At 45.1% G+C, this 23,164-nt stretch carries 16 protein-coding genes; 14 read left to right on the top strand and 2 right to left on the bottom strand.

Going from position 1 to position 23,164, the window contains the following annotated elements:
• Window positions 1-15 precede the first annotated feature (15 nt).
• Window positions 16-1,656, bottom strand: a complete 1,641-nt coding sequence (locus ACSSS3_RS12680) for an alpha-L-fucosidase (protein ID WP_442844923.1) — start codon at window positions 1,654-1,656, stop codon at window positions 16-18.
• Between the two features lie 205 nt (window positions 1,657-1,861).
• Between ACSSS3_RS12680 and ACSSS3_RS12675 the strand changes: the two genes are divergently transcribed.
• The 8 genes from ACSSS3_RS12675 (at window position 1,862) to ACSSS3_RS12640 (ending at window position 11,707) form a co-directional block, all read left to right on the top strand.
• Window positions 1,862-2,740 carry a helix-turn-helix domain-containing protein gene (locus tag ACSSS3_RS12675; RefSeq protein WP_442844922.1) on the top strand — a complete coding sequence of 293 codons (879 nt, stop codon included), beginning with the start codon at window positions 1,862-1,864 and terminating at the stop codon, window positions 2,738-2,740.
• A gap of 9 nt (window positions 2,741-2,749) precedes the next feature.
• Window positions 2,750-3,616, top strand: coding sequence for an AraC family transcriptional regulator (locus tag ACSSS3_RS12670; protein WP_442844921.1), 867 nt, complete (start codon window positions 2,750-2,752; stop codon window positions 3,614-3,616).
• 102 nt (window positions 3,617-3,718) lie between these two features.
• Window positions 3,719-5,038: an L-fuconate dehydratase gene (locus ACSSS3_RS12665; protein ID WP_442844920.1), complete on the top strand. Its 1,320-nt coding sequence runs from the start codon at window positions 3,719-3,721 to the stop codon at window positions 5,036-5,038.
• A gap of 4 nt (window positions 5,039-5,042) precedes the next feature.
• Window positions 5,043-5,819, top strand: coding sequence for an SDR family NAD(P)-dependent oxidoreductase (locus ACSSS3_RS12660; protein WP_442844919.1), 777 nt, complete (start codon window positions 5,043-5,045; stop codon window positions 5,817-5,819).
• Between the two features lie 18 nt (window positions 5,820-5,837).
• On the top strand, window positions 5,838-6,695 hold the full coding sequence (locus ACSSS3_RS12655) for a fumarylacetoacetate hydrolase family protein (protein ID WP_442844918.1): 858 nt from the start codon (window positions 5,838-5,840) through the stop codon (window positions 6,693-6,695).
• 258 nt (window positions 6,696-6,953) lie between these two features.
• A complete protein-coding gene (locus ACSSS3_RS12650) occupies window positions 6,954-10,076 on the top strand; it encodes a SusC/RagA family TonB-linked outer membrane protein (protein ID WP_228230721.1) in 3,123 nt (1,040 codons plus the stop codon).
• Between the two features lie 14 nt (window positions 10,077-10,090).
• Window positions 10,091-10,897, top strand: a complete 807-nt coding sequence (locus ACSSS3_RS12645) for a RagB/SusD family nutrient uptake outer membrane protein (RefSeq protein ID WP_442844917.1) — start codon at window positions 10,091-10,093, stop codon at window positions 10,895-10,897.
• The gene (locus tag ACSSS3_RS12640; RefSeq protein WP_442844916.1) at window positions 10,898-11,707 is read left to right on the top strand and encodes a RagB/SusD family nutrient uptake outer membrane protein; all 810 of its coding nucleotides are present in this window, start codon (window positions 10,898-10,900) and stop codon (window positions 11,705-11,707) included.
• Between the two features lie 74 nt (window positions 11,708-11,781).
• Here ACSSS3_RS12640 and ACSSS3_RS12635 read toward each other — a convergent pair whose 3' ends face one another.
• Entirely contained in the window at window positions 11,782-12,480 is a 699-nt protein-coding gene (locus ACSSS3_RS12635) for a FadR/GntR family transcriptional regulator (protein WP_228230723.1), read from the bottom strand.
• Between the two features lie 121 nt (window positions 12,481-12,601).
• Between ACSSS3_RS12635 and ACSSS3_RS12630 the strand changes: the two genes are divergently transcribed.
• The 6 genes from ACSSS3_RS12630 to ACSSS3_RS12605 all read left to right on the top strand — a co-directional run bounded on the left by ACSSS3_RS12630 (window position 12,602) and on the right by ACSSS3_RS12605 (window position 23,081).
• A complete protein-coding gene (locus ACSSS3_RS12630; protein WP_442844915.1) occupies window positions 12,602-14,014 on the top strand; it encodes a glycoside hydrolase family 28 protein in 1,413 nt (470 codons plus the stop codon).
• Window positions 14,015-14,016: 2 nt separating this feature from the next.
• Window positions 14,017-16,176: a sodium:solute symporter family protein gene (locus ACSSS3_RS12625; RefSeq protein ID WP_442844914.1), complete on the top strand. Its 2,160-nt coding sequence runs from the start codon at window positions 14,017-14,019 to the stop codon at window positions 16,174-16,176.
• A 69-nt stretch (window positions 16,177-16,245) separates the two neighbouring features.
• Window positions 16,246-17,109: an inositol oxygenase family protein gene (locus ACSSS3_RS12620; RefSeq protein ID WP_442844913.1), complete on the top strand. Its 864-nt coding sequence runs from the start codon at window positions 16,246-16,248 to the stop codon at window positions 17,107-17,109.
• 21 nt (window positions 17,110-17,130) lie between these two features.
• Window positions 17,131-19,389, top strand: a complete 2,259-nt coding sequence (locus ACSSS3_RS12615; protein WP_442844912.1) for an alpha-N-acetylglucosaminidase — start codon at window positions 17,131-17,133, stop codon at window positions 19,387-19,389.
• A 9-nt stretch (window positions 19,390-19,398) separates the two neighbouring features.
• The gene (locus ACSSS3_RS12610) at window positions 19,399-20,529 is read left to right on the top strand and encodes an acyltransferase family protein (protein WP_442844911.1); all 1,131 of its coding nucleotides are present in this window, start codon (window positions 19,399-19,401) and stop codon (window positions 20,527-20,529) included.
• A gap of 59 nt (window positions 20,530-20,588) precedes the next feature.
• Window positions 20,589-23,081, top strand: coding sequence for a glycoside hydrolase family 95 protein (locus tag ACSSS3_RS12605; protein ID WP_442844910.1), 2,493 nt, complete (start codon window positions 20,589-20,591; stop codon window positions 23,079-23,081).
• Window positions 23,082-23,164: the final 83 nt, after the last annotated feature.

The following is a 23,164-nucleotide window of genomic DNA, read 5'->3' as shown; positions in this document are numbered from 1 at the left end:
GATATGTTCTATCTGTTAGTTGATTTCTAAAGCATTTGCATAGGAAACAGCCGGTTTTTCCTGCGGAAAATACACTTCAAGTCCCTCAGCGGTTTGCTTAAATTTTAATTTTTTTCCGGTACTCACGAGCTTCACCTTTTTGATGGATTTGCTTCGGTAAGGAGAATGGGAACGCAACGCGTTGATAAACACTTTGCCGTTTTCGGGCCAGCTCATAACCGTCGCATAGAGCGTATCCCCTTTGGTTACAAACCTAAAATCGGAAGATGAATAGGGCTTGCCTTTACCCTCGTTAAAGCCCTGATTTGAAAGCTCAGCTGCAGTGCCCTGCTGCGGTCCTTCTCCAAAAATCTTCCAGGGACGCGTGCCGTAAATACTCTCGCCGTTAAGACGCATCCACACTCCTATTTCTTCAACGATAGCCCGCTCCAGCTCATCAATGCTTCCATCGCCCTTAACCGGAATATTCAGCATCAGGTTTCCATTTTTGCTTACCACGTCAATGAGACTGTGTATGACCTGTTTGGCCGATTTATAGCGTTTATCGCGATAAATCCCCTGGTCGTAATGCCAGCTGCCAATGCAGGTGTCGGTCTGCCAGGGTAAGGGTTCAATCTCGTTGCTCTGACCTTTTTCAATATCCCAAACCAAAGCTTTACGCTGCTCTTCATCCAAAATTTTACCGGTAACCACAGCTTGCGGATTGCCATTTTTGTCAAGACTCTTGTTGTACATATAGGCAGCAATCTCAAGTCCTACAGTACTTACCGGCCACAGGGGCAGCGCGGTGTCATCAAAGTAAAGCAGGTCTGGATTAAATGTATCTATCAGATCTATCGTACGCTTGTAGAATTTCTCGCAATATTCTTTTGAGGGTGGAGTAACGCCATTGCCCCAGTTCCACTGGCTGTGAATTTTCCCGTTGTCAAGGCTGCCTTCACTCAAAGGGTGGTTTTGAGCATACAATTCCTGTGGATCCAGACCTTCCCACCAGGTACCCTTGCCGTCTTCGACAGTGAGGTTTCCGTCATAAGGAACACCGGCTAAGGGTCCGTTTTGGTCTGCGCGTTGTGACGGCTCATACCAGCTCCACGCGTGAGCCGCGTGAACGCTTAACGCAAAAGGCAAACCTGCCTTGCGTGCTGCTTGCTCCCAGCCGGCAATAATATCTTTTTTGGGGCCCATTTTTACTGAATTCCAGTTTGGCTGATGGGTACTATCCCATAAATCGAGGTTATCATGATGATTGGCCATCGCCATAAAATATTTGGCACCCGCGTTTTTATAGAGATCTACGAGTTCCTGCGGATTCCACTTGTCTGCTTCCCAAACGTTGATCACGTCTTTAAAACCAAATTTTGACGGATGCCCATACGTTTTGACATGAAAATCGTATTGCCAGGAACCTTCCTGATACATCCCACGGGCATACCAATCTCCAGATTCGGGCTCGCACTGAGGCCCCCAATTTGCCCACATGCCAAATTTCGCATCGCGAAACCACTCCGGAACCTGATATTCCGAAAGCGAATCCCAGTTGGGTTCAAAGACCTTCTGCGGATTATTAAACAAATAATTGGCACGGGCAGTCCAGGGTTTTAAGTACAATCCTGCTGCCGCTACTGCGCTTATTTTTATAACATCTCTGCGTTTCATAGTCTTCAAAAAGTTATATATTTCCGTCTTTGCTTAATAGTATTGCTGTATATATTTCCATCAAACCATACAATTACAACGATTTCGATTGAAATTTTATAAGGATAAACGTCCAAAGATATTTTAGTCTTCCCTTTTACAGTTATACAAAAACGACTTATTTTTATCTGTTTAAGAACCGGTGCTATCACCTAAATCAGCAATTTTGAATTCAAAACGCTTCACGCAGACTTTCTCTTTACTTAACGTTGATGCTGTAGAATTGTCAAGCCGCTGGAACTACAAAAACGTGATAAGCCCCTATTACCGCATTTATTACATCGAGGCCGGCAGCGGTTCGCTTTCAAGCTTGTCAAAAAAAGTAACTCTAAGACCCGGTTATCTCTACCTGATTCCCAATTTTACGCTTTGTGATTTTAAATGCGATGGTTATATGCAGCAGTATTTTGTGCAGTTTTTTGAGGAATCGCCAGATACCGGAGCGCTTTTTAAAGACAACCGGCAGATTATGGAACTTAAAGCTTCGGAAATCGATGTGATGCTGTTTAAGAAATTGCTTAAACTGAATCCGGGTCGTGGGATAAACCGGTCTGACAATCCGGAAGTTTATGAAAAAGAGGCTTTTTACAAGGAGTACCAAAACTTAAACCGAAACATGAAAACTTCGGTACAGTTTGAAACCCAGGGAATCATTCTAATTTTGCTTTCCCGGTTTATTGAATCGATACGCTATTCGGCAATTCAAAACCCTAAAATACCTTCGGTGGTTCTTGATGCTATGAATTACATTCAGCTTAACTTAAATAAGACCATTACCGTAACCGAACTCGCCGAAAAAGCCAATCAAAACCGGGATTATTTTTCCCGGGAATTTTTAGAACATACGGGTAAACGTCCTCTGGCCTACATTCACGAAAAACGCATCGAGCGCGCGCAATACCTCATTGTGACCACAAACAAGACCTTGCTGGATATCGCCGTCGAAACCGGGTTTAACAACCTGCCCCATTTCACCAAAGTCTTTAAAAACCACCTCAACAGTACGCCGGGCGCTTACCGAAAACAGAACCTGCAAATCACCTAACCCGCCGCCATGAAACTCATCAAACTCGACAGGCAAAGCCACGATGATTGCTCCTTTACAATCAATCACACCCGCGACCGGCATTTTCTAAAAATCTGGCATTATCATCCCGAACTCGAACTGGTGCTCCTATTAGAAAGTACAGGAACCCGCTTTATTGGGGATTCGATTGCCAAATTCACTCCCGGCGAACTCGTGTTGCTGGGTCCTAATCTGCCGCATATGTGGCTTAACGATCCGGTTTATTTTGAAGAAAATAACGAGCTTCAGGCCAGTGCCCTTGCCATACATTTTAAACAGGATTTTCTGGGAGCAGATTTTTTCAGCAGACCCGAAATGCGCATTCCTGCCCGGTTGTTGCAGGCAGCACAGCGCGGACTTGTATTTGAAAACATTCCGCAGGAGATTCTGAACCAGCTTAAAAATCTCGAAAATCTCGAAGCTTTTGAACGCAGCCTGAGCCTGCTTCAGCTATTAAAAGAACTTGCCATGCTAGACTATACACCGCTCACCAGCGCGGGCTATTTGAGCGAGGCCTATAACACCGGCGCGGGGAATTTTGACAAGGTGTATGAATACCTCTACAAAAATTTCAGGGAAAGCATAAGCCTTGAGGATGTGGCAGCACTTATCCCGATGAACCCCTCGGCCTTTAGCAGGTTGTTTAGCAAATTTCACAAAAAAAGCCTGATGCGCTACCTCAACGAGATTCGTATTGGCTATGCCTGCAGACTCCTTATGGAACCGCACGAACGGGTAAGCGAAATTGGTTTTGCTTCGGGCTACAACAGTCTTTCTAATTTTAACCGGCAGTTTAAAAAAGTGACCGGAAAAACTCCAAAAGAGTACGCAGAAATTCACTCAAAACTTCTCTAATTTGACAGTTAAGCAAAAATAGTATCATTCTTAGCCAAAAAACGGTCGGTAAATCAAGAATGCCCGGGTTAAATTTGAAACCTTCACTTTAATTTTAATACTATGAAAACAGAGGTAATCATTACCGGCTATGAGGTTGTAGACGTTCGGTTTCCTACCAGTCAGTTTCTCGACGGTTCAGATGCTATGAACCCCGACCCCGATTATTCTGCCGCCTACGTCATTTTAAAAACTTCGCAGCAAGGACTCGAAGGGCACGGCCTTACCTTTACCATTGGTCGCGGTAACGAGCTGTGTGTGGCGGCTATCGACTCGATAATGCCTCTTATTCTCAACAAATCCCTGGCTTCTTTTACGGCTAATATGGGTGCATTCTGGAAAATGATTACCGGTGACAGTCAGTTACGCTGGTTAGGGCCCGAAAAAGGAGTGATTCACCTCGCAACCGGAGCTGTGGTCAATGCCGTTTGGGATTTATACGCCAAGGCGGAAGAAAAGCCTCTGTGGAAATTACTTGCCGATATGAGTGCCGAAGAACTCGTGTCGTGTGTTGATTTCACCTACATTACGGATGCAATTACTCCGGCCGAAGCGATAGCAATGCTCAAAAAGCTGGAAGATACCAGGCAGCAGCGTATTGATAAGTTGCTTCAAAAGGGCTACCCGGCCTACACCACCTCTGCGGGTTGGCTGGGCTATAGCGATGAGAAAATGCGCAAATTATGCCGCGAGGCCAAAGCCGAAGGCTTTAAGCATATGAAAATCAAGGTAGGTAAAGACCTTAAAGACGATATGCGTCGGGCTCAGATCATTCGGGAAGAAATAGGAGACGACCTGAAGCTGATGATGGATGCCAACCAAAAATGGGATGTGACCGAAGCCATCGCAAATATGGCCGAACTCAAAAAATTCAATCCCTGGTGGATTGAGGAGCCTACCAGCCCAGACGATGTTTTGGGCCACGCAACCATTGCCAAAGCCGTTGCTCCCATTAAAGTTGCCACCGGAGAACACTGTCAAAACCGGGTGATCTTTAAACAACTGATGCAGGCAGGCGCTATTGAGATTTGTCAGATAGACAGCTGCAGGCTTGCCGGTGTTAATGAGGTGCTTGCGGTATTGCTGATGGCGGCCAAGTTTGAGATTCCGGTATGCCCGCACGCCGGTGGTGTAGGCCTGTGTGAGTATGTACAGCACTTATCGATGATTGATTATATTGCGATAAGCGGTTCGCTCGAAAATCGCATTATTGAATATGTAGATCACCTGCACGAACATTTCTTTGATCCCGTAGTGATTAAAAACGGCGCGTATATGCCACCGCAGTTACCGGGTTACAGCATCACGATGAAACCCGATTCGTTAAAAGATTACGAGTTTCCGAAAGGTAAAATCTGGCGGGAAATCGCTCAAAAAAACTAAGATTATGCAACCATTTCAACTAACACATAAAACAGCTTTAGTCACCGGTGGCGCCAGTGGTATAGGTCGCGCTATCGCGGAAACATTTGCCAAAAACGGCGCCCGGGTAGTTATTCTGGACTTTAACGAAACGCAGGCTAAAGAAGTTGTTGAAGCTTTTAAGGCCGAAGGTTTAGAGCTTCAGTATACAATATGCGACGTGTCAAAAGCTGAAGAAGTACAGCAAATCGTTGACGATATCGCTAGCCAAAATAAAATTGACATTTTGGTAAACAACGCCGGCGTAGCCCACGTGGGAAATATCGAAAACACCACCGAAGCCGACCTCGATCGTATTTATTCGATCAATATTAAAGGAGTGTACAATTGTGCCAAAGCGGTAATCAAACATATGAAAGGCAACAACGGAGTCATCATCAATATGGCGTCTATTGCCTCCTCGGTGGGGATCTCAGACCGATTTGCCTACTCCATGTCTAAAGGAGCGGTGCTTACAATGACCTATTCGATTGCCAAAGATTATGTAGATCAGGGCATTCGCTGCAACAGCATCTCCCCTGCCCGCGTACACACCCCTTTTGTCGACGGGTTTATTGCCAAAAATTACCCCGACAATCAGGAGGAAATGTTTGAAAAACTCTCCAAAACCCAACCTTTGGGCCGTATGGGTAAACCTGTAGAAATCGCGCATTTAGCGCTGTACCTCGCCTCTGATGAAGCCTCCTTCATCACCGGGACCGATTTCCCGATTGATGGCGGATTTATAAAACTTAATGGATAACTTTTTAACTAGAAGATTATGAAACTAATACGTTTCGGCGCAGCCGGAAAAGAAAAACCCGGAGTACAACTCGACTCCGGTAAACGCATAGATGTATCGGCTTTTGGAGAAGATTACACCGAAGCCTTTTTTGAAACTGACGGTCTTAACCGCTTACAATCGTGGTTGAGCAAAGAACAGGATAATTGTCCGGAAGTTTCCGCAGAAACCCGACTTGGCGCTCCTTTGGTTAGACCCTCCAAAATTGTATGTATAGGTCTTAACTACGTTTCGCACGCCAAAGAAACCGGAATGGAAGTACCCAAAGAACCCATTTTGTTCTTTAAAGCCACTTCGGCCATCGTGGGCCCTAACGACGATGTGATCATCCCTAAAGGCAGTGAGAAAACCGACTGGGAAGTGGAGCTTGCAGTGGTTATAGGCAAAAAAGCCTCTTATGTGAGTGAAGCCGAAGCTTTAGATTATGTGGCCGGTTACACCCTGCATAACGATTACAGCGAGCGGGCTTTTCAGATTGAGCGTGCCGGGCAATGGGTTAAAGGGAAGAGCTGCGATACCTTTGCGCCTCTAGGTCCGTTTATCGCTACTAAAGATGAAATCAAAGATCCCAACAAGCTCAATTTATGGCTAAAGCTGAATGGGGAGCAATTGCAGAACAGCAACACCTCTGATTTTGTATTTAATGTGCAGCAGGTGGTGAGTTACATCAGTCATTTTATGACCCTGCTTCCGGGAGATATTATTTCTACCGGTACTCCTTTTGGTGTGGGAATGGGCTTTAAACCGCCACGCTATTTAAAACCCGGCGATGTGGTTGAATTGGGTATTGAAGGTCTGGGAACTTCCAGACAAACAGCCCGCGCCTATTCGCGATAAAAGGTTAAGCATCTTTAACTTAGGAAGGTCTAAAAAGTATTCAGTTGTATACTTTTTAGACCTTTTTCTGTATCAGGGGGCCGCATATTTTCGTCTCAATTAGTTTGAATAATTCAACCCAAAAACAGCAAATTCCACACAAATGTTAAAATTTTAAGCCTTTAGCTGAAACTATCAGAATATTTTCTTAATCTTGTTATGTACTACATAATTACATAAATACATAATGATTTGAATATCAAAACTAAAACAACATTTATGAGAACATTTTTACCACTCAGGATGCTTAAACAGATCACACTCGTGATGCTGGCATTGCTGGGAACAACCACAATTATGGCTTCTCCGGCTTTGGGAGAAATTTTTGACCACTATGATCAGAAAACGATTTCGGGAGTTGTTTACGACACCGAATCGGGAGAGACTCTTCCCGGTGTAAGTGTGAGTATTAAGGGCACCAACACCGGTACCATTACAGATTTAGACGGTTCGTTTCAACTACAGGTTGAGCCCGGCGCCGTTTTGGTTTTTAGTTATGTAGGTTATATGAAGCAGGAAGTACCTGTAGGCGATCAAACTTCGCTCACCGTAAATATGCAAACCGATGTTCAGTCACTTGAAGAGGTGGCAATCATTGGTTATGGTAAGGTAAAACGATCTAATCTTACCGGGTCTGTATCTACCGTAAGCAGTGAAGTACTTGAACAAACTAACAAGGTAGACGCGGTTTCTTCTATTCAGGGGCAGGTTGCCGGTGTTACTGTGCAACGCACAGACAACAAGCCCGGTGCAGGAGGTTTCAACATTCGTGTACGGGGAGCTAATACCATTAATACCGCCGGAGATAACGGAGGTTACAGCCCGGGACAAAATCCGTTATTTGTAGTAGACGGAATTTTTGTTGATGATATTTCATTCCTGAACCCTGCAGATATTGAACGTATGGATGTACTTAAAGATGCGGCTTCTGCTGCGATCTACGGTTCACGTGGTACAAACGGGGTTGTAATTATTCAGACTAAAAAAGGTAAAGAAGGCAAGCTTACCGTACGTTACAACAACTACATCGGTTTTAAAGAAATATACAATCTGCCTCCAATTTTTAACGGCAAAACCTATATCCCATTCTTAAGAGATGTTATAGTAGGTAATCAATTTGCGTCTAATAAAGACGGAAACTTCAGCCAGTATTCTGCAGATACTGTTGACATCAATGAATATTTGAGTGACGAAGAACGCGAAAACATCGCAAACGGCGTAAGTACAGACTGGGTAGACCTCATCACCCGTAACGGTTTCCAACAAAACCATACACTTGATGTGAGTGGAGGGAACGATAAAACCGTTTATGCTGCCGGTTTAGGGTATACTGAAGATCAGGGAACCATTTACGGGGAAGACTTTAAGCGTTATACCCTAAAAGGAAATATTCAAAGTGATATTACAGACTGGCTGACCTTTGGGTATGACAATTACATCACTTTGGCTACGACCAATGAAGGTAGTTTGGAAGCCTTTAGAAGTGCGTACCGTCTAAAACCAATAGGTAGAGCTTACGACGACAATGGTGATTTACTTTTCTTACCAACCCAAAAGGAAACTCAGGTAAGCAACCCTATTTTCGATACACAAAATTGGAAACTGGAGAACAAATACATCAATTTTATCGGCAATATTTCGCTTAGCGTAAAACCGGTAGAGGGTCTAAGTATCACTACAAAATTTGCTCCTAACGTAAAATACACCCGTTTAGGGGAATACCGTGGTTTATTAACCAAAAGTACCATCGGCAACCAAAGCAATACGCGTGCTGAAGTAAATAACTATCTCGATTACTCCTATACCTGGGATAACATTGTTGACTACAGCCTTGATATTGATAAAGACAACAGTCTTGCCGCTACTTTGGTTTATTCACGGTTTTTACAGGACAATGAATCGTATAGAATTCAGGTGCGAAATTTTACATCAGATAACTTCTTGTTCTATAATCTGGGAGCCGGTTCTAACGTAAACTCCTACGGTAGTGGGTTTAGCAGACAAACTTTGGAATCTTACACCGCTCGGGTTAATTACAACTTGATGGATCGCTACATTCTTACCCTTACCGGTAGATATGACGGGGCATCTGTATTATCTGACGACAACAAATGGGCCTTTTTCCCTTCCGCTTCATTCGCTTACCGTGTGATACGTGAAGATTTTATGCGTAACCAAAACGTATTTTCAGATCTGAAGTTGCGCTTAAGTTATGGTCAGACCGGTAATAACGGTATTGGTGGAGGATTAAATCCTTTAGGTACCCTTTCGTTACTTGAGTCAAGCTATACTAATATTGGCGATGCCAGTGTACCTACTTTGTATGTGAACGGCCTGGCAAACCAGGATCTAAGCTGGGAGCGTACTTCTGAGGTTAACTTTGGTCTTGATTTCGGCTTCCTAAACAACAGAATTACCGGTAGTGTTGACCTCTACAACAGAGATATTAAAGATATCATCTTCTACAGACCTTTACCTACAGTAACCGGTTTTGGAGGAACTTTTGATAACATCGGTGAATCCCGTAACCGCGGTATTGAAGTAGGTCTAAATGCCAAAATTATTGACAATGAAAACTTTACCTGGAGTACAAACATCAACTTTGCCAGCAATCGCAATGAGATTGTAAATCTTTACGGTAATAGTGATGAAATCATTTTTGGAGCACAGGGCGGTACCTTTATTCATCGTGTGGGTGAGGCTACAGGATCACTTTACGGCTTCAAGTTTGACGGAATCTGGCAACTGGATGAAGCTGCAGAAGCTGCAACCTACGGTCAAAAGCCGGGTCAGGTACGTGTTGTTGACGTAAATGGTGACGGTCAAATCACAGAGCAGGGAGACCGCGTAATTCTTGGAAACCCACTTCCTAAATGGACCGGTGGTATTACCAGTACGATGAACTATAAGAATTTTGACTTCTCCTTCTTTGTGTATACAAGTCAGGGTGTGACGATATCCAGTAATTTTCACAATTCCCGCGCTTTCTCCTATGATGGTGAACCCGCCCGTTTATGGAATGGTTACGACACTGACTATTGGACACCAACCAACCCCACTAACAACTGGTTTCAGCCCGGTAATGGTGGCCCGTATCAGCAAGCCATTAAAAATATGGATGTGTCTTTCGTAAAAGTTGGTTTTATGACTTTGGGATACGCCCTTCCTCAGGAGACTATTCGAAAATTCGGAATTCAAAAACTACGTTTATACACTACGGTTCAAAACCCATTCACTTTTTCAGATTATGATGGCTGGGATCCTGAAAACGCCGGTAGAAACGACTATGGTGCCTCTTTTATGGCTCGCACCTATATGGCCGGTATAAACTTTACATTCTAAAAAATATTAGTATTATGAAAAAATCAATTTATACTTCAGCCCTCGCTTTACTGCTTACCGGTACGCTGCTTACCGGTTGCGATGATTTCCTGGAGGAAACAAACAGACAGGCAATCAGTATTCCATCTTCACGAGAGAATACAGAAAGCTTCATCCAACTCGTGAACTATATCTACGAAATAACCCGAGAAAACACCACCCACTATCAGCCTAATATGCTTTATTTGCTGGAAGATTTGGGTACCGATATCGTGACCCGCGCCTCTCCTCTTACAGGGACAGATGCGATTAACGACTATGTGGATATGAACGCTTCCAATTATGTGATGCAGGTCTACTGGGCTAATCAATATGAGCAGATCGCAGCGGCAAATACCCTGCTTGCAAACGCTGATTTGATTGATGGTGTTGAAGAAAGTCTGAAAAACAGAGGGGTCGGCGAAGCCAAATTTTTCAGAGCCTGGTCCTATTTCAATCTGGTTGAAAACTATGGCGGTGTACCCGTTGTCACCGAACCTATCACTACAGCCCAATCTGATTTTACCCGTGCCGAAGAAGAGGAAGTTTATGAGCTGATCGTTAACGACCTTAACGATGCCATCAGTGCGGTTGATGAAAATCCGGAAGAATTTGGCCGTGTATCTAAAGATGCCGCACGCCACTTACTTTCTAAAGTTCTCCTGACCCGTGGTTACAAGTCTTTTGCGGCATCAGACGATTACACCCGTGCAATTGCCCTGGCCGAAACGGTGATCAACAATCACCCGCTTGAGCCTACCTTTGCCGATGTGGTTGATATTGAAAACCAACGCAATGACTAAGTGGTCTTCTCTTTCCTGTTTGGTACCGAAACCTCTAGCCTGGGCTGGGGTAATACCAAACACTTATTGTACAAGTTTGAATACTTCAACTATCCCGGTTTAGCTCGTGGTAGCTTATATCAAAATGGTATCGGTAGAATGCCAACTCCGTTTTTCTTCAATATGTTTGATGAGGAAGATACCCGTGATGAAGAAACCCTGAGATATGTTATTTACGCAGACGTAGCTGAAGACGGCCTCGAAGTAGGCGATACGGCAATTTATTTCCCCAAAACGGCGTGGACTCAGGAACGTATAGACAGCAAGCCTTACGCGGTAATCAATCCAGATCAGTATCTGGTTAATGATGGAGTTACGAATGTTCACTGGCCGATGTTTAAGAAATTTGACGACCCGGGCGCTCCATTTACGTATGCCAACGAGCGTGCCTTTGGTGATCGCGATATGGTTATTATGCGTGGAGCTGAAGCCTATCTGATTGCTGCTGAAGCTGCATTGCAAAACAATAATCCGGGTGCTGCTGCCACTTATCTTAATGCCGTACGTTCACGTGCCGGTATCACAACCCCGCTTACTGCAGGAGATGTAGATCTGGCTCTTATTTTAGATGAACGTGCCCGTGAATTGATTGGCGAAGTAAACCGCTGGATGGATCTAAAACGTACCGGTACTTTGATATCAAGAGTTTTAGAATACAACCCGCACGCAGCGCTTAACAATGCAATAGCCGAAAAACACCGTCTGAGACCCATACCCCAGTCTGAGATTGATGCTTCCGGAAAAACAATAAGCCAAAACCCGGGTTACTAAAACTAGAAAATCCGTCAATCCCGGGCTTAGCCTTAAGATTGACGGATTTTTTTATTCAATTATTAATTGAGCGTTTAGCTCAGTTTGCTAAAGTGCGGAGTAAGGTGATTGCGCATGTTTTCTCGGAATTCATAAGCAGTGCCGCTACGCAAGGTTTCAACCAGATCATTATGCGAGATACTACCCCGCTTGGGTTCTGCGGCAGACTTAGACTCCTGCTGCATCATATAATGAAAAACGGGTAAAAGCATAGATTGAAAACGGTTTAAAGTCCCGTTCCCGGACATTTTATAGAGATAGGAATGAAATTCAATCTCGTAAGCCAGACGGGTTTGAAGATCGGTTTTACAAAGCGGGTCATTAGCCTCCCGGTCTACAATCTCCTGTAAATTATCAACATCAGAATCTTTTTTTCTAATGAACAGCAACTCACTCATACCTACTTCAAGCACCAGACGCAGCTCAAAAATGTGTTGCATAGCTTCTTCACCAAGCAGGTCCGGGTCCATAATGCGCTCTATTCCGCTTAAAATATCGGGTTCTGCTATAAACATCCCCTTGCGTTTTTTAGACTCAACAACGCCCAGCATACGCAAACGGCTAAGAGACTCACGCACGATGTTACGGCTAACGCCCAGATTTTCGGCTAGCTCAATTTCTCCGGGTAGTGAATCGCCAGATTTGAAACGATTCTCTTTTAAAAATTCAAGAATACGTTGTTCTACCTGCTCGACCAGAGATACAGATTTAATCGGTTTAATTTTAGTAGACATAGATTTGATGGTTGGTGGTAAATTTCTGATAAAACAACTAAAACTTAAGACATTCTAAATGTAATTTTAACACATATTTTAAATATATTGCTATTTAAATTATGTCCTACATATAAAATTAATGAACATAACGAATATACACGATTTTGGAGCCGTAGGTGACGATTTTACAAATAATTCGGTTTCCATTCAAAAAGCAATTGATCATTGCGCCGGCCTGGGGGGCGGAAAAGTCGTTATTCCTGCCGGTAAAGCTTTCCTGTCGGGACCTTTTGACCTCAAATCAAATATTGAATTGCACCTGGAACAGGGCGCTGTGCTTAAAGCATTCCCCGACGAAGGTGCTTATACTAAAAGTGCATTTAGACAAAATCTGGGGGAAGGCACGATCTGGATAGGTGGTAAAAACCTCAACCAGATTTCTATTACCGGTGGAGGAACAATAGATGGCAATGGAATCTTTTTTATGGGTGATGAGCTTCACGATTCCTACGAACTGAAGCCTTTTGAAACCATCGATCCCAGACCGCACATACTCACACTGGTATCCTGTAAAAATGTAAAGATGCACGGCATTACGGTAAGCAATGCTGCCTACTGGGCCCTGCATTTTATAGGTTGCTACGACGTTTCTATCGCAAATATTTCGATCTATAACGATCTTAAAGTGCGCAACAGCGACGGCATTGATCTCGATCACTGCCAAAATGTACGCATCAGCAATTGCCATATCGAGTCTGGCGACGACTGTATTTGCCTTAAAAACCGAAGGGAATACGAAGAGTTAGGCCCTTGTAAAAATATCGTAATTTCAAACTGCACCCTGATCAGCACTTCGTGCGCTATAAAAATTGGTTCTGAAAATATGGATGCCATCAGCCACGTTACCTTTAATAACTGCATCATTACAGGCAGTTGCCGGGGTATCGGCATTCAAAACCGCGATGAAGGCACCGTGTCAGACATCATTTTTTCGAATATTATGGTCGAATGTAAGCAGTTTTCTGACGTCTGGTGGGGAATGGCAGAGCCTATTTACATCACGGCCTATCCACGTGCCTCGCACGATCACAAAGACGCGGGCTGGAGATTGAAACCCGGAGCTGCCGAAGCCGGTATTGGTAAGGTTTCTAACATCACCTTTGCAAACATCAGATGCAAGAGCGAAAACGGGATTTTTCTGGGAGCAGCATCGCCAGATCTTCTGGATAACATTCGCTTTAACGATATTGACCTCGAGATTTCAAAAACCACCAAATATCCGGGAGGGTATTACGATTGCAGACCCTGCAAGGATGCTGATTTCATCGGCGAGCAAACCGCCGGTTTTTATATGGTAAATGCCAGCAATGTTTACATCTCAAACACCACGGTAAACTGGGGAACTCAAAGACCAGATTACTACGGTAACGCGCTTTATGCCGAAAATATAACCTCTTTGGTGCTCGATAATTTTAAGGGGGAGGCCGCATTTGATCATCTGGAAAGCATCGTTAAACAGGGACAAACACAACTCGAAAAAATTTCAAATTAATCATGGTTTTAGGCTTATCATATCTGGATATTGCAGTACTGGCGCTTTACTTTGGTGTCATTGTTTATATCGGCATACGGTCTAGCCTGAAAATTAAAAAGGAAGAAGACTATTTTCTGGGAGGCAGAAAATTTGGAAAACTCTTCTCAACCTTTGCCAGTTTTGGGCAGGCCACCTCAGCCGATGGCCCTGCGGGTGTGGCGACCACAACCTTTAAAAACGGCGCCAGCGGCATATGGAGTTCGCTTTTAATGCTTTTTGCCACTCCCCTGTTTTGGATTACGGCACCCTGGTTGCGACGCCTGCGCATCACCACGATGGGTGATTTTTATGAGGAGCGTTACGCTTCGCGAAAAATGGCCGCAACCTATGCTTTAGTGGGAACCATTGGGATGATGGGTTTGCTTTCGGTAGGTTATAAGGCGGTGACCACCACGGCTCTGGCAATGACCGGAAAGCCGGAAACTGCACTAACTGCAACCGAAAAGCTCGAAAAAGAAAAAGCAGATCGCCTTTTTGAACTTTCCAACGAAAACTTCACCTACCTCTCTCAGGCCGAAAAACAGGAATTAACCGAACTGAGACAGGAAAATCCACGGGCGCTTTTCAGTTATTTTTCTGAAGATGTACTCATCTGGACCATCTGTTTTATCGTACTGTTTTATACGGCATTGGGAGGACTCGAAGCCGCTTTTTACACCGATTTGCTTCAGGGTATTTTTATCATTCTGCTTTCAATCATTCTCATACCCTTCGCCTGGCAGGCGATTAATCAGCAATTTGGCGGCAGCGGCATGATGCAGGCGCTCAGCAATCTACACGAGCAATTGCCCGAAAGCACTTTTGAAGTTTTTGGTTCACCTGCAACCTTAGACTTTACCTGGTATTTTATCATTATGGCGGCCCTGGTATCGGGGATGACGGTTGTAGCCCAGCCTAACCAGCTGGTAACAGCAGGAGCCGCAAAAAGTGAAGACGCGGCACGCACCGGCTTTGTGACCGGCACTTTTATGAAACGTATAGTGACCATCCTATGGGGAATGGTAGGGCTTTGTGCCATTTTGCTCTACGGGGGTAAAATCATGAACTCCGATTTTGTTTGGGGTCATGCCACCACCCAATTGCTGGCACCGCTGGGATTAGGTCTGGTAGGATTGATGCTGGCCAGTCTGATGGCGGCTTTGATGTCAACGGCAGACTGCCTGATGATTACCGTTTCTGGACTGGTAGTCAACAATTTTTACAAATACTTCATCCCCGATAAGTCTGCCAGACATTACATCTGGGCCGGGAGAATATCGGGCGCTATTTTTCTCATCGGGGCTGCGGTAATTACGACTCAGTTTGACACCATTCTGCAGATTTTAAAGTTTATCTGGGAGTTTTTTGTGGTGTTTGTAGCCGCATTCTGGCTGGGACTAAAATGGCGACGTGCCAATCGAATTGCTGCCTGGTATTCGATCCTGCTTACCTTTTTGCTTTTTTATTTTATCCCCATGCTTTTACCCATAGTATTTCCGGAGATGCGTACCGATGAAAGCCTGACAAAGCTCACCGAATCACGCATCGTCACCCGAAATTACGAGATAAAAGAAGTTGATCTTGAAAACCGAAAGCACGATATCGCGCAATGGGAAAAACTTCCGCAAAGCGAAAAAGATCAAATCAAAAAACCGGAAGCACTTGTGCTGGGCGGTACTAACGCCGTAGACTATGCGATGCCGCAACAGGCTATATTTTGGTCTAAAGGAGTTTCGGTAAATAAAGCTGATGAGCGCTACGGCCGCGGCTACATTTACCTGGAATTGTACCTGCTCGACCGTCTGGGCTGGGATCTTTCCAAGAATCCCTATGCCTTAAACGAAACCATAAGACTGGGCATACGCCTGCTGTTTCCGTTTTTGATACTCATCTTCATCGCTTTGGCAACAAAACCTGATCCCGACGAACATTTAAAGTTCTTCTACCAGAAGATGCGCACCCGGGCGATTGATAACAGTACCTTAAAGAATCAACCGGTTACCGAAAAACTCTTATTCCCCAACAGCAATTGGGAATTGTACACCTGGAATAAAAAAGACAGCACGGGCTTCCTGCTCGCCTGCCTCATTGTACTGCTAATTATTGGATTACTCTACCTGATGGTCTCCCTCGGGTCTTAATTGATGAATAGGCTTAGAGGCCGTTAAAATGAAGAACTAAAAAGAACTGTTTAACCTGAATTTATAGTTATGAAAGATAGCAATCAAAACGCGCAACCGCTGGGTAGTCTTGACGAGTGGGAAGATGATGTGGTGCGCCGTTATCCTGAAGAGGCACATAAAGCCAAGGAAGAATTTCGCAATTACGAGGCTCCGGCTCGTGATACGGTAAAAGAGTTTTACCGCATCAATCACATCAACCAGACCTATGATTTTGTGCTCGAAAAGAAAAACGACTTCCTCAAATTTAACCGTCGTGAGATGTCTCTATGGGATGCAGTCGAATTTTTAAATACGCTTGTTGATGACTCTGACCCGGACATTGACCTCGATCAAACCCAGCACTTACTGCAAACCTCTGAAGCCATACGCGCAGAAGGGCATCCGGACTGGTTTGTGCTTACCGGCTTCTTACACGATCTGGGTAAAGTATTGTGCCTTTTTGGCGAACCGCAGTGGGCTGTTGTGGGCGATACCTTTCCGGTAGGTTGTGCCTATTCAGACAAAATCGTGTATCCGGAATTTTTTAAGCAAAACCCCGATTATACTAATGAGCGCCTCAATACCAAATATGGGGTTTACAAACCCAATTGCGGCTTAGATAACGTGCACATGTCCTGGGGTCACGATGAGTACCTCTACCACATTATGAAAGACTATTTGCCCGAGCCGGCTTTATATATGATACGCTATCATTCGTTTTACTCGCAGCACCGCGAGGGCGCTTACGATCACCTGATGAGCAAACACGATCACGAGATGTTTAAGTGGGTTGATAAATTCAATCCGTATGATTTGTATTCCAAGGCTCCTACCCCGCCAAACGTAAAAGAACTGCGTCCCTATTATGAGGATTTGGCTGCCAAATTCCTGCCGGACACCCTGAAGTTTTAGATTATTTTTATAGTACCTGTTATGATTCTTAAACCGAAATACAAATCTGTCTTAAAGCTTGCCTGTTGCCTTTTTATACTTGCAGGGCTTAACTCCTGTAAAAAAGAAAAAGAAGCAGAAATTCAGGCTCAGGAAGAAACGCCCTACACGAGTCTCCTAAAACGGGTGGTACCCGAGTATGCAGACCAATTTAGTATCGATTCGCTACCAGGAGCCGGCGATCAGACCTTTGAAATTGCAGCTCAGAATGGTAAAATCAGTTTAAGGGGAAATAACGGCGTGGCTATTGCTTCGGCCCTGTATTATTATATCAAAGAGTATGCTCACGGGCAGATCACCTGGAATGGCACCAACCTCAACTTCCCGGAAACCCTGCCCCTGCCTGAGCAGCCTGTACGCAAAGAATCGCCTTACGAGTACCGCTATTACCTCAACTACTGCACCTTCAACTACTCAATGAGCTGGTGGGACTGGGAACGCTGGGAAAAAGAAATCGACTGGATGGCGCTTCACGGTATCAATATGCCTTTAGCCATAACCGGTGAAGAATACATTTGGGACGAAGTTTACAAGTCGTACGGCTTTACCGATGAAGACCTCAACGACTTTTTCAGCGGCCCTTCGTATTTCTCTTGGTTTTGGATGGGAAATCTGGACGGCTGGGGCGGCCCGCTTCCGCAAAGCTGGAAAGAAAGCCATCGCGATCTGCAGAAAAAGATTTTACAGCGCTCACGCGAACTGGGAATGAAGCCCGTGCTTCCGGCGTTTACCGGTCATGTTCCGGCTTCCTTCAAAAAATTCTTCCCCGATGCCAACCTTAAAAAGACCAACTGGGGCAATGATTTTGGCGACACCTACATCCTGGATGCAGGCGATCCGCTTTTCGCAGAAATAGGAAAACGCTTTTTAGAAAAACAGGAAGAAGCTTTTGGTACAGATCACCTCTACACGGCAGATACCTTTAACGAAAACGAGCCGCCTTCAGACGATCCGCAGTATTTGGGTGAGTTGAGCGAAAAGATTTTTGAAGGCATGAAAGCCGCAGATCCCGAGGCAATCTGGGTGATGCAGGGCTGGTTGTTTTACAGTCACAAAGACTTCTGGAAAACCCCTCAAATCAAAGGTTTGCTCAGCACCGTGCCCGATGATCGTATGATCATTCTCGATCTGGCTACCGAAATTGAACCGGTCTGGAAACAAACCGAAGCCTTCTACGGCAAACAATGGATCTGGAATATGCTGCACAATTTTGGCGGAAACATCAGTATGTTTGGCCGCATCGAGACTGTGGCACAGGAACCCGCAAAAGCTTTAAACGACAGCACTTCGGGTAATTTAAAAGGAATAGGTCTTACTATGGAAGCCATAGAACAAAACCCGGTGCTTTACGAACTGATGACCGATAATACCTGGCGCGACACACCCATTGAGCTCAAGCCCTGGCTGAAGCAGTACACCCGCAACCGCTATGGTGCGGTAAACGACAGCATCATCAAAGCCTGGGATATTCTGGTAGAAACGGCTTACAACGGTACCACGATACGCGATGGTGCCGAGTCTATCATCGCTGCGCGTCCTACTTTTGAAGGCTACCGCCGCTGGGCACGCACCAAGATGAATTACGATCCGCTTGACCTGCTGCCCGCCTGGGATTTGTTTATTGGCGCAAGTGATACCTTTAAAAATGCTGATGGTTTTGAATACGATCTGATTGATCTTACCCGTCAGGTGCTTGCCAACTATGCGCTGCCCGTGCAGCAACAAATGGCTATTGCCTATCGCAACAACGATAAGGAAGCTTTTAAAAAGCACAGCGAAGAATTGTTGACGCTCATCAGCGATTTGGATCAATTGCTCGCTACGCGAAAAGACTTCCTGCTGGGGCCCTGGATTGCTGATGCACGAAGCTGGGGCACCACACCTGAAGAAAAAGCCCTTTACGAGCGCAATGCCCGCGACCTCATCACGCTTTGGGGCGGTCCTGACAATCCGCTGCACGAGTATTCCTGCCGCCAATGGAGCGGGGTGCTTAATGATTTTTACAAACCACGCTGGCAACAATTCATCAACGATGTTCAAGCCGAATGGGGCAATTTTGATCAGGAAGCTTTTGACGAAAAAATCAAACAATGGGAATGGGAATGGGTCAACAAAGAAGAATCGTATCCCACTGAGGCCAGCGGTGACGCTTACCAAATAGCAAAAGCACTTCACAAAAAATACCGAAGCAAAATCACCCCGATCACGAAGATCATGCCGCCTATTGACTACAACTATTAACAGCTGCTTATGACCGTAAAAACTTCAGAACGCTTTTTATCGCTCGACGTATTCAGAGGGCTTACCATCGCCCTGATGATTTTGGTAAACACGCCGGGCACCAGTGCCGAAATGTATCCGTATCTGGTGCATGCCCAATGGTTTGGGTTTACTCTGGCAGATTTAGTCTTCCCTTCATTTCTATTCGCCGTGGGTAATGCGATGAGCTTCTCGATGCGCCGCTTCCAGGAGGCTGCACCTGCAGATTTCTGGAAAAAAGTGCTGAAGCGTACTGCAATTATCTTTCTGCTGGGATTCCTGATGTACTGGTTTCCGTTTTTTGAATACAATGACGGGCAACTGCAGTTATCCCCATTTTCGGAAACCCGGGTTATGGGTGTTTTGCAGCGCATTGCTCTGTGCTACTTTTTTGGTGCAGTGATGGTAAGGTATTGTTCAGTCAAAGCTATTTTCATCGCGTGTATTGTGATGCTCCTCGCCTACTGGGGAATTCTGTATGCTTTTGGCGAACCGGGACGCGAACTCGAAATGGCAACCAATGCCGCCGCTAAATTTGACTTTGCCATTTTGGGCGAGGGCCATATCTATAAAAAAGACGCCATCCCTTTTGATCCGGAAGGTATTTTGAGCACCCTGCCCAGTATTGTAAATGTACTTGCGGGTTATCTCGCCGGTGTGTTTATCAGACGAAAAGGCAAAACCTTTGAAACCATTGCCAAACTGATGCTGGCCGGGTTCATCATTTTTGCTTTAGCCGAATGGTGGGGCTTGATTTTCCCTATATCAAAAAAATTATGGACGAGTCCCTTTGCGCTATTAACCATAGGCCTTAACCTGTCTATACTGGCCGCACTCATCTTTGCGGTAGAATTGAAGAACATCAAATTCGGCAGTGATTTTTTCAACACCTTCGGAAAGAATCCGCTGGTGATTTACCTGTTTTCTGAATTGTTTTACATCACGCTGCGTCTGATACCGGTAAACGAAAATCAGGATGCTTTTGAATGGGTAAGTGAAGAAATCTTTCAGCGCATCTTCCCCGGATCTTTCGGGGCACTGATGACCGCTATTGTCTTTATGCTCCTGTGCTGGGCTTTGGGCTACTGGATGGACAAAAAGAAAATCTACGTCAAGATCTAATTTCGTTTCAATAAATGATCAATACCTTTAAAACTCCTTGTTTGACTTCATCCTCACCTATGACATTTTCTTTTAGCCTACCTCGTTTTATAATCTTTGTACTTTTAGCTTTAGCTTCCTGTAAAAATGATAAAACCCGGGAGTTAGATACCTCAAAAAGCGAAATTCCTGAACTTTGGTACGACGCCCCTGCCCGTGAATGGGTAGAAGCCCTGCCGCTGGGAAATGGCAGAATTGGCGCGATGGTGTTTGGGCGTGTGAGTGAAGAATTGATTCAGCTTAATGAAAGTTCGCTCTACAGCGGTGGTCCCGTACCCCAAAGCATCAATCCCGATGCCGCTTCCTATCTGCAACCTTTACGCGAAGCCATTTTCTCCAGAAACTATGAGCAGGCAACCCTTTTGGCCAAAAAGATGCAGGGCTATTACACCCAGTCTTATATGCCTATGGGCGATTTGTTACTGCATCAGGAGTTGAAAAACGATTCGGTTCAAAACTACAAACGTACGTTGAACATTGCCGATGCCATAACTACTACTGTATTTGAAGCGGATGGCGTTAAGTACACCCGGGAGTTGTTTACTTCAGCACCCGATAATGTTCTGGTAATAAAACTTACCGCAGATGCCGCAAAAGCCTTAAATCTGAATCTTTCGGCAGCAAGCCAACTGCACGCTGAAGTTTCGGTAACTGAAGATCAGGAATTGGTGGTCAGCGGGAAGGCTCCGGCACATGTAAATCCCAATTATTACAATCCCGAAGGCGTAGAACCTATTACTTACGAAGATCCTGAAGGATGTGACGGGATGCGTTTTCAATACCGCATCAAAGTGCTTAAAACCGATGGTAATCTCAGTGTGCAAAATAACAGTCTGGCTATCGCTGATGCTTCCGAAGTGGTTGTACTGCTTACCGCGGCAACCAGTTTTAACGGTTTTGACAAATGCCCGGATAAAGATGGACTCGACGAAGCAAAACTCGCGAGTGAATCTATGCAGGCGGCTGCAGCTAAAACTTATGACCAACTCAAAGCAGATCACATCGCCGATTTTTCGGCCTATATGACCCGTGTCGCGCTTGATTTGGGCACAACTCCGGAAGACCTTTTAAAACAACCTGTTGATGCCCGTTTAAAAGCCTATTCCCAGGGAGCTAACGATCCCAATCTGGAAGCTCTGTATTTTCAGTATGGTAGATACTTACTGGTTTCTTCCTCAAGACCGGGCGGAATCGCAGCCAATCTTCAGGGAATCTGGAATAACGAAATGCGTCCGCCGTGGAGTTCAAATTACACCACAAACATCAATGCCGAAATGAATTACTGGCCGGCAGAAACCACCAATTTAAGCGAAATGCACCAGCCCTTTTTGGCCTATATCCAAAATGCTTCAGTGACCGGAAGCCGTGTGGCTAAAGAGTTTTACGATGCAGACGGCTGGGTGTTGCACCACAATTCAGACATCTGGGCGACTGCAAACCCGGTGGGCGATCGTGGTAATGGCGACCCGCTATGGGCAAACTGGTATATGGGTGGTAACTGGCTTACGCTGCACCTCTGGGAGCACTATGCTTTTACTCAGTATGAGGATTATCTGTCGAACGTATATCCCGTAATGAAAGAAGCGGCCCTGTTTACCTTAGACTGGCTGGTAGAACGCAATGGGCAATTGACTACTGCGCCTTCTACCTCCCCTGAAAATTTCTTTAAAATTGATGGTAAAAATTATGCCCTAACGGAAGGCGCCACGATGGATATGGCCATCATCCGCGAATTGTTAAACAATACCATTAAAGCTTCAGAAATACTGGGTACCGACACTGATTTTAGAGAAAAGCTTGTCGCTACCCGGGAGCGTTTGATTCCCTATCAAATAGGTGCCAAAGGCCAATTGCAGGAATGGAATCTGGACTTTGAAGAAGAAGATCCGCATCACCGTCATGTTTCGCATTTGTTTGGCTTACATCCCGGCACGTCCATCTCGCCGCTCACCACTCCGGAGCTTGCTGCGGCTACCGAAAAAACCTTTGAACTGCGCGGCGATGAAGGAACCGGCTGGAGCAAAGCATGGAAAATCAATTTTGCAGCCCGTTTACTCGATGGCGATCACGCGTACAAGATGATCCGCGAATTGATGCAGTACGTTGACCCCTACTTCAAAGAGCATAAAGGTGGGACGTATCCCAACCTATTCGATGCGCATCCACCCTTTCAGATTGACGGGAATTTTGGAGCCACTGCCGGCATAGCCGAAATGTTACTGCAAAGCCATCTGGGTGAATTGCACCTGCTTCCTGCCCTGCCCGGTGCCTGGAAAAGCGGTTCCGTTAAAGGTCTTAAGGCCCGTGGAAACTTTGAAGTGCATATTGAATGGAAAGAAAACGAGCTCCAAGCTGCAACAATACGTTCAGAGTCCGGTGGTAATCTGGTTATACGCACCGCGCTGCCTTTAGAGATTGAAGGGGTTTCGGCTGAAAGCCAAAAAGTAGGAATGTATTACCTCACCCGTTTTGAAACAAATACCGGAGAAACCTATCGGATTTCGGCTGAATAACAAAAGCTCAATAATCAAAAAAAAGGCTGTCTTAAGTGTTAGTTGAGAAACACCCGGGACAGCCTTTTAAATTTTATAGACTA

The sequence above is a fragment of the Leeuwenhoekiella sp. H156 genome, from assembly GCF_052218455.1.
GTDB classification, from domain to species: domain Bacteria; phylum Bacteroidota; class Bacteroidia; order Flavobacteriales; family Flavobacteriaceae; genus Leeuwenhoekiella; species Leeuwenhoekiella parthenopeia.
The sequence above is the reverse complement of the archived record's forward strand: the minus strand, read 5'-3'. Positions and strand labels throughout refer to the sequence as shown.

Coding starts and splice junctions, on each gene's coding strand:
- ACSSS3_RS12680 (WP_442844923.1), bottom strand. CDS start 1,656: ATGAAACGCAGAGATGTTATAAAAATAAGCGCAGTAGCGGCAGCAGGA.
- ACSSS3_RS12670 (WP_442844921.1), top strand. CDS start 2,750: ATGAAACTCATCAAACTCGACAGGCAAAGCCACGATGATTGCTCCTTT.
- ACSSS3_RS12665 (WP_442844920.1), top strand. CDS start 3,719: ATGAAAACAGAGGTAATCATTACCGGCTATGAGGTTGTAGACGTTCGG.
- ACSSS3_RS12660 (WP_442844919.1), top strand. CDS start 5,043: ATGCAACCATTTCAACTAACACATAAAACAGCTTTAGTCACCGGTGGC.
- ACSSS3_RS12655 (WP_442844918.1), top strand. CDS start 5,838: ATGAAACTAATACGTTTCGGCGCAGCCGGAAAAGAAAAACCCGGAGTA.
- ACSSS3_RS12650 (WP_228230721.1), top strand. CDS start 6,954: ATGAGAACATTTTTACCACTCAGGATGCTTAAACAGATCACACTCGTG.
- ACSSS3_RS12645 (WP_442844917.1), top strand. CDS start 10,091: ATGAAAAAATCAATTTATACTTCAGCCCTCGCTTTACTGCTTACCGGT.
- ACSSS3_RS12635 (WP_228230723.1), bottom strand. CDS start 12,480: ATGTCTACTAAAATTAAACCGATTAAATCTGTATCTCTGGTCGAGCAG.
- ACSSS3_RS12630 (WP_442844915.1), top strand. CDS start 12,602: ATGAACATAACGAATATACACGATTTTGGAGCCGTAGGTGACGATTTT.
- ACSSS3_RS12625 (WP_442844914.1), top strand. CDS start 14,017: ATGGTTTTAGGCTTATCATATCTGGATATTGCAGTACTGGCGCTTTAC.
- ACSSS3_RS12620 (WP_442844913.1), top strand. CDS start 16,246: ATGAAAGATAGCAATCAAAACGCGCAACCGCTGGGTAGTCTTGACGAG.
- ACSSS3_RS12615 (WP_442844912.1), top strand. CDS start 17,131: ATGATTCTTAAACCGAAATACAAATCTGTCTTAAAGCTTGCCTGTTGC.
- ACSSS3_RS12610 (WP_442844911.1), top strand. CDS start 19,399: ATGACCGTAAAAACTTCAGAACGCTTTTTATCGCTCGACGTATTCAGA.
- ACSSS3_RS12605 (WP_442844910.1), top strand. CDS start 20,589: ATGACATTTTCTTTTAGCCTACCTCGTTTTATAATCTTTGTACTTTTA.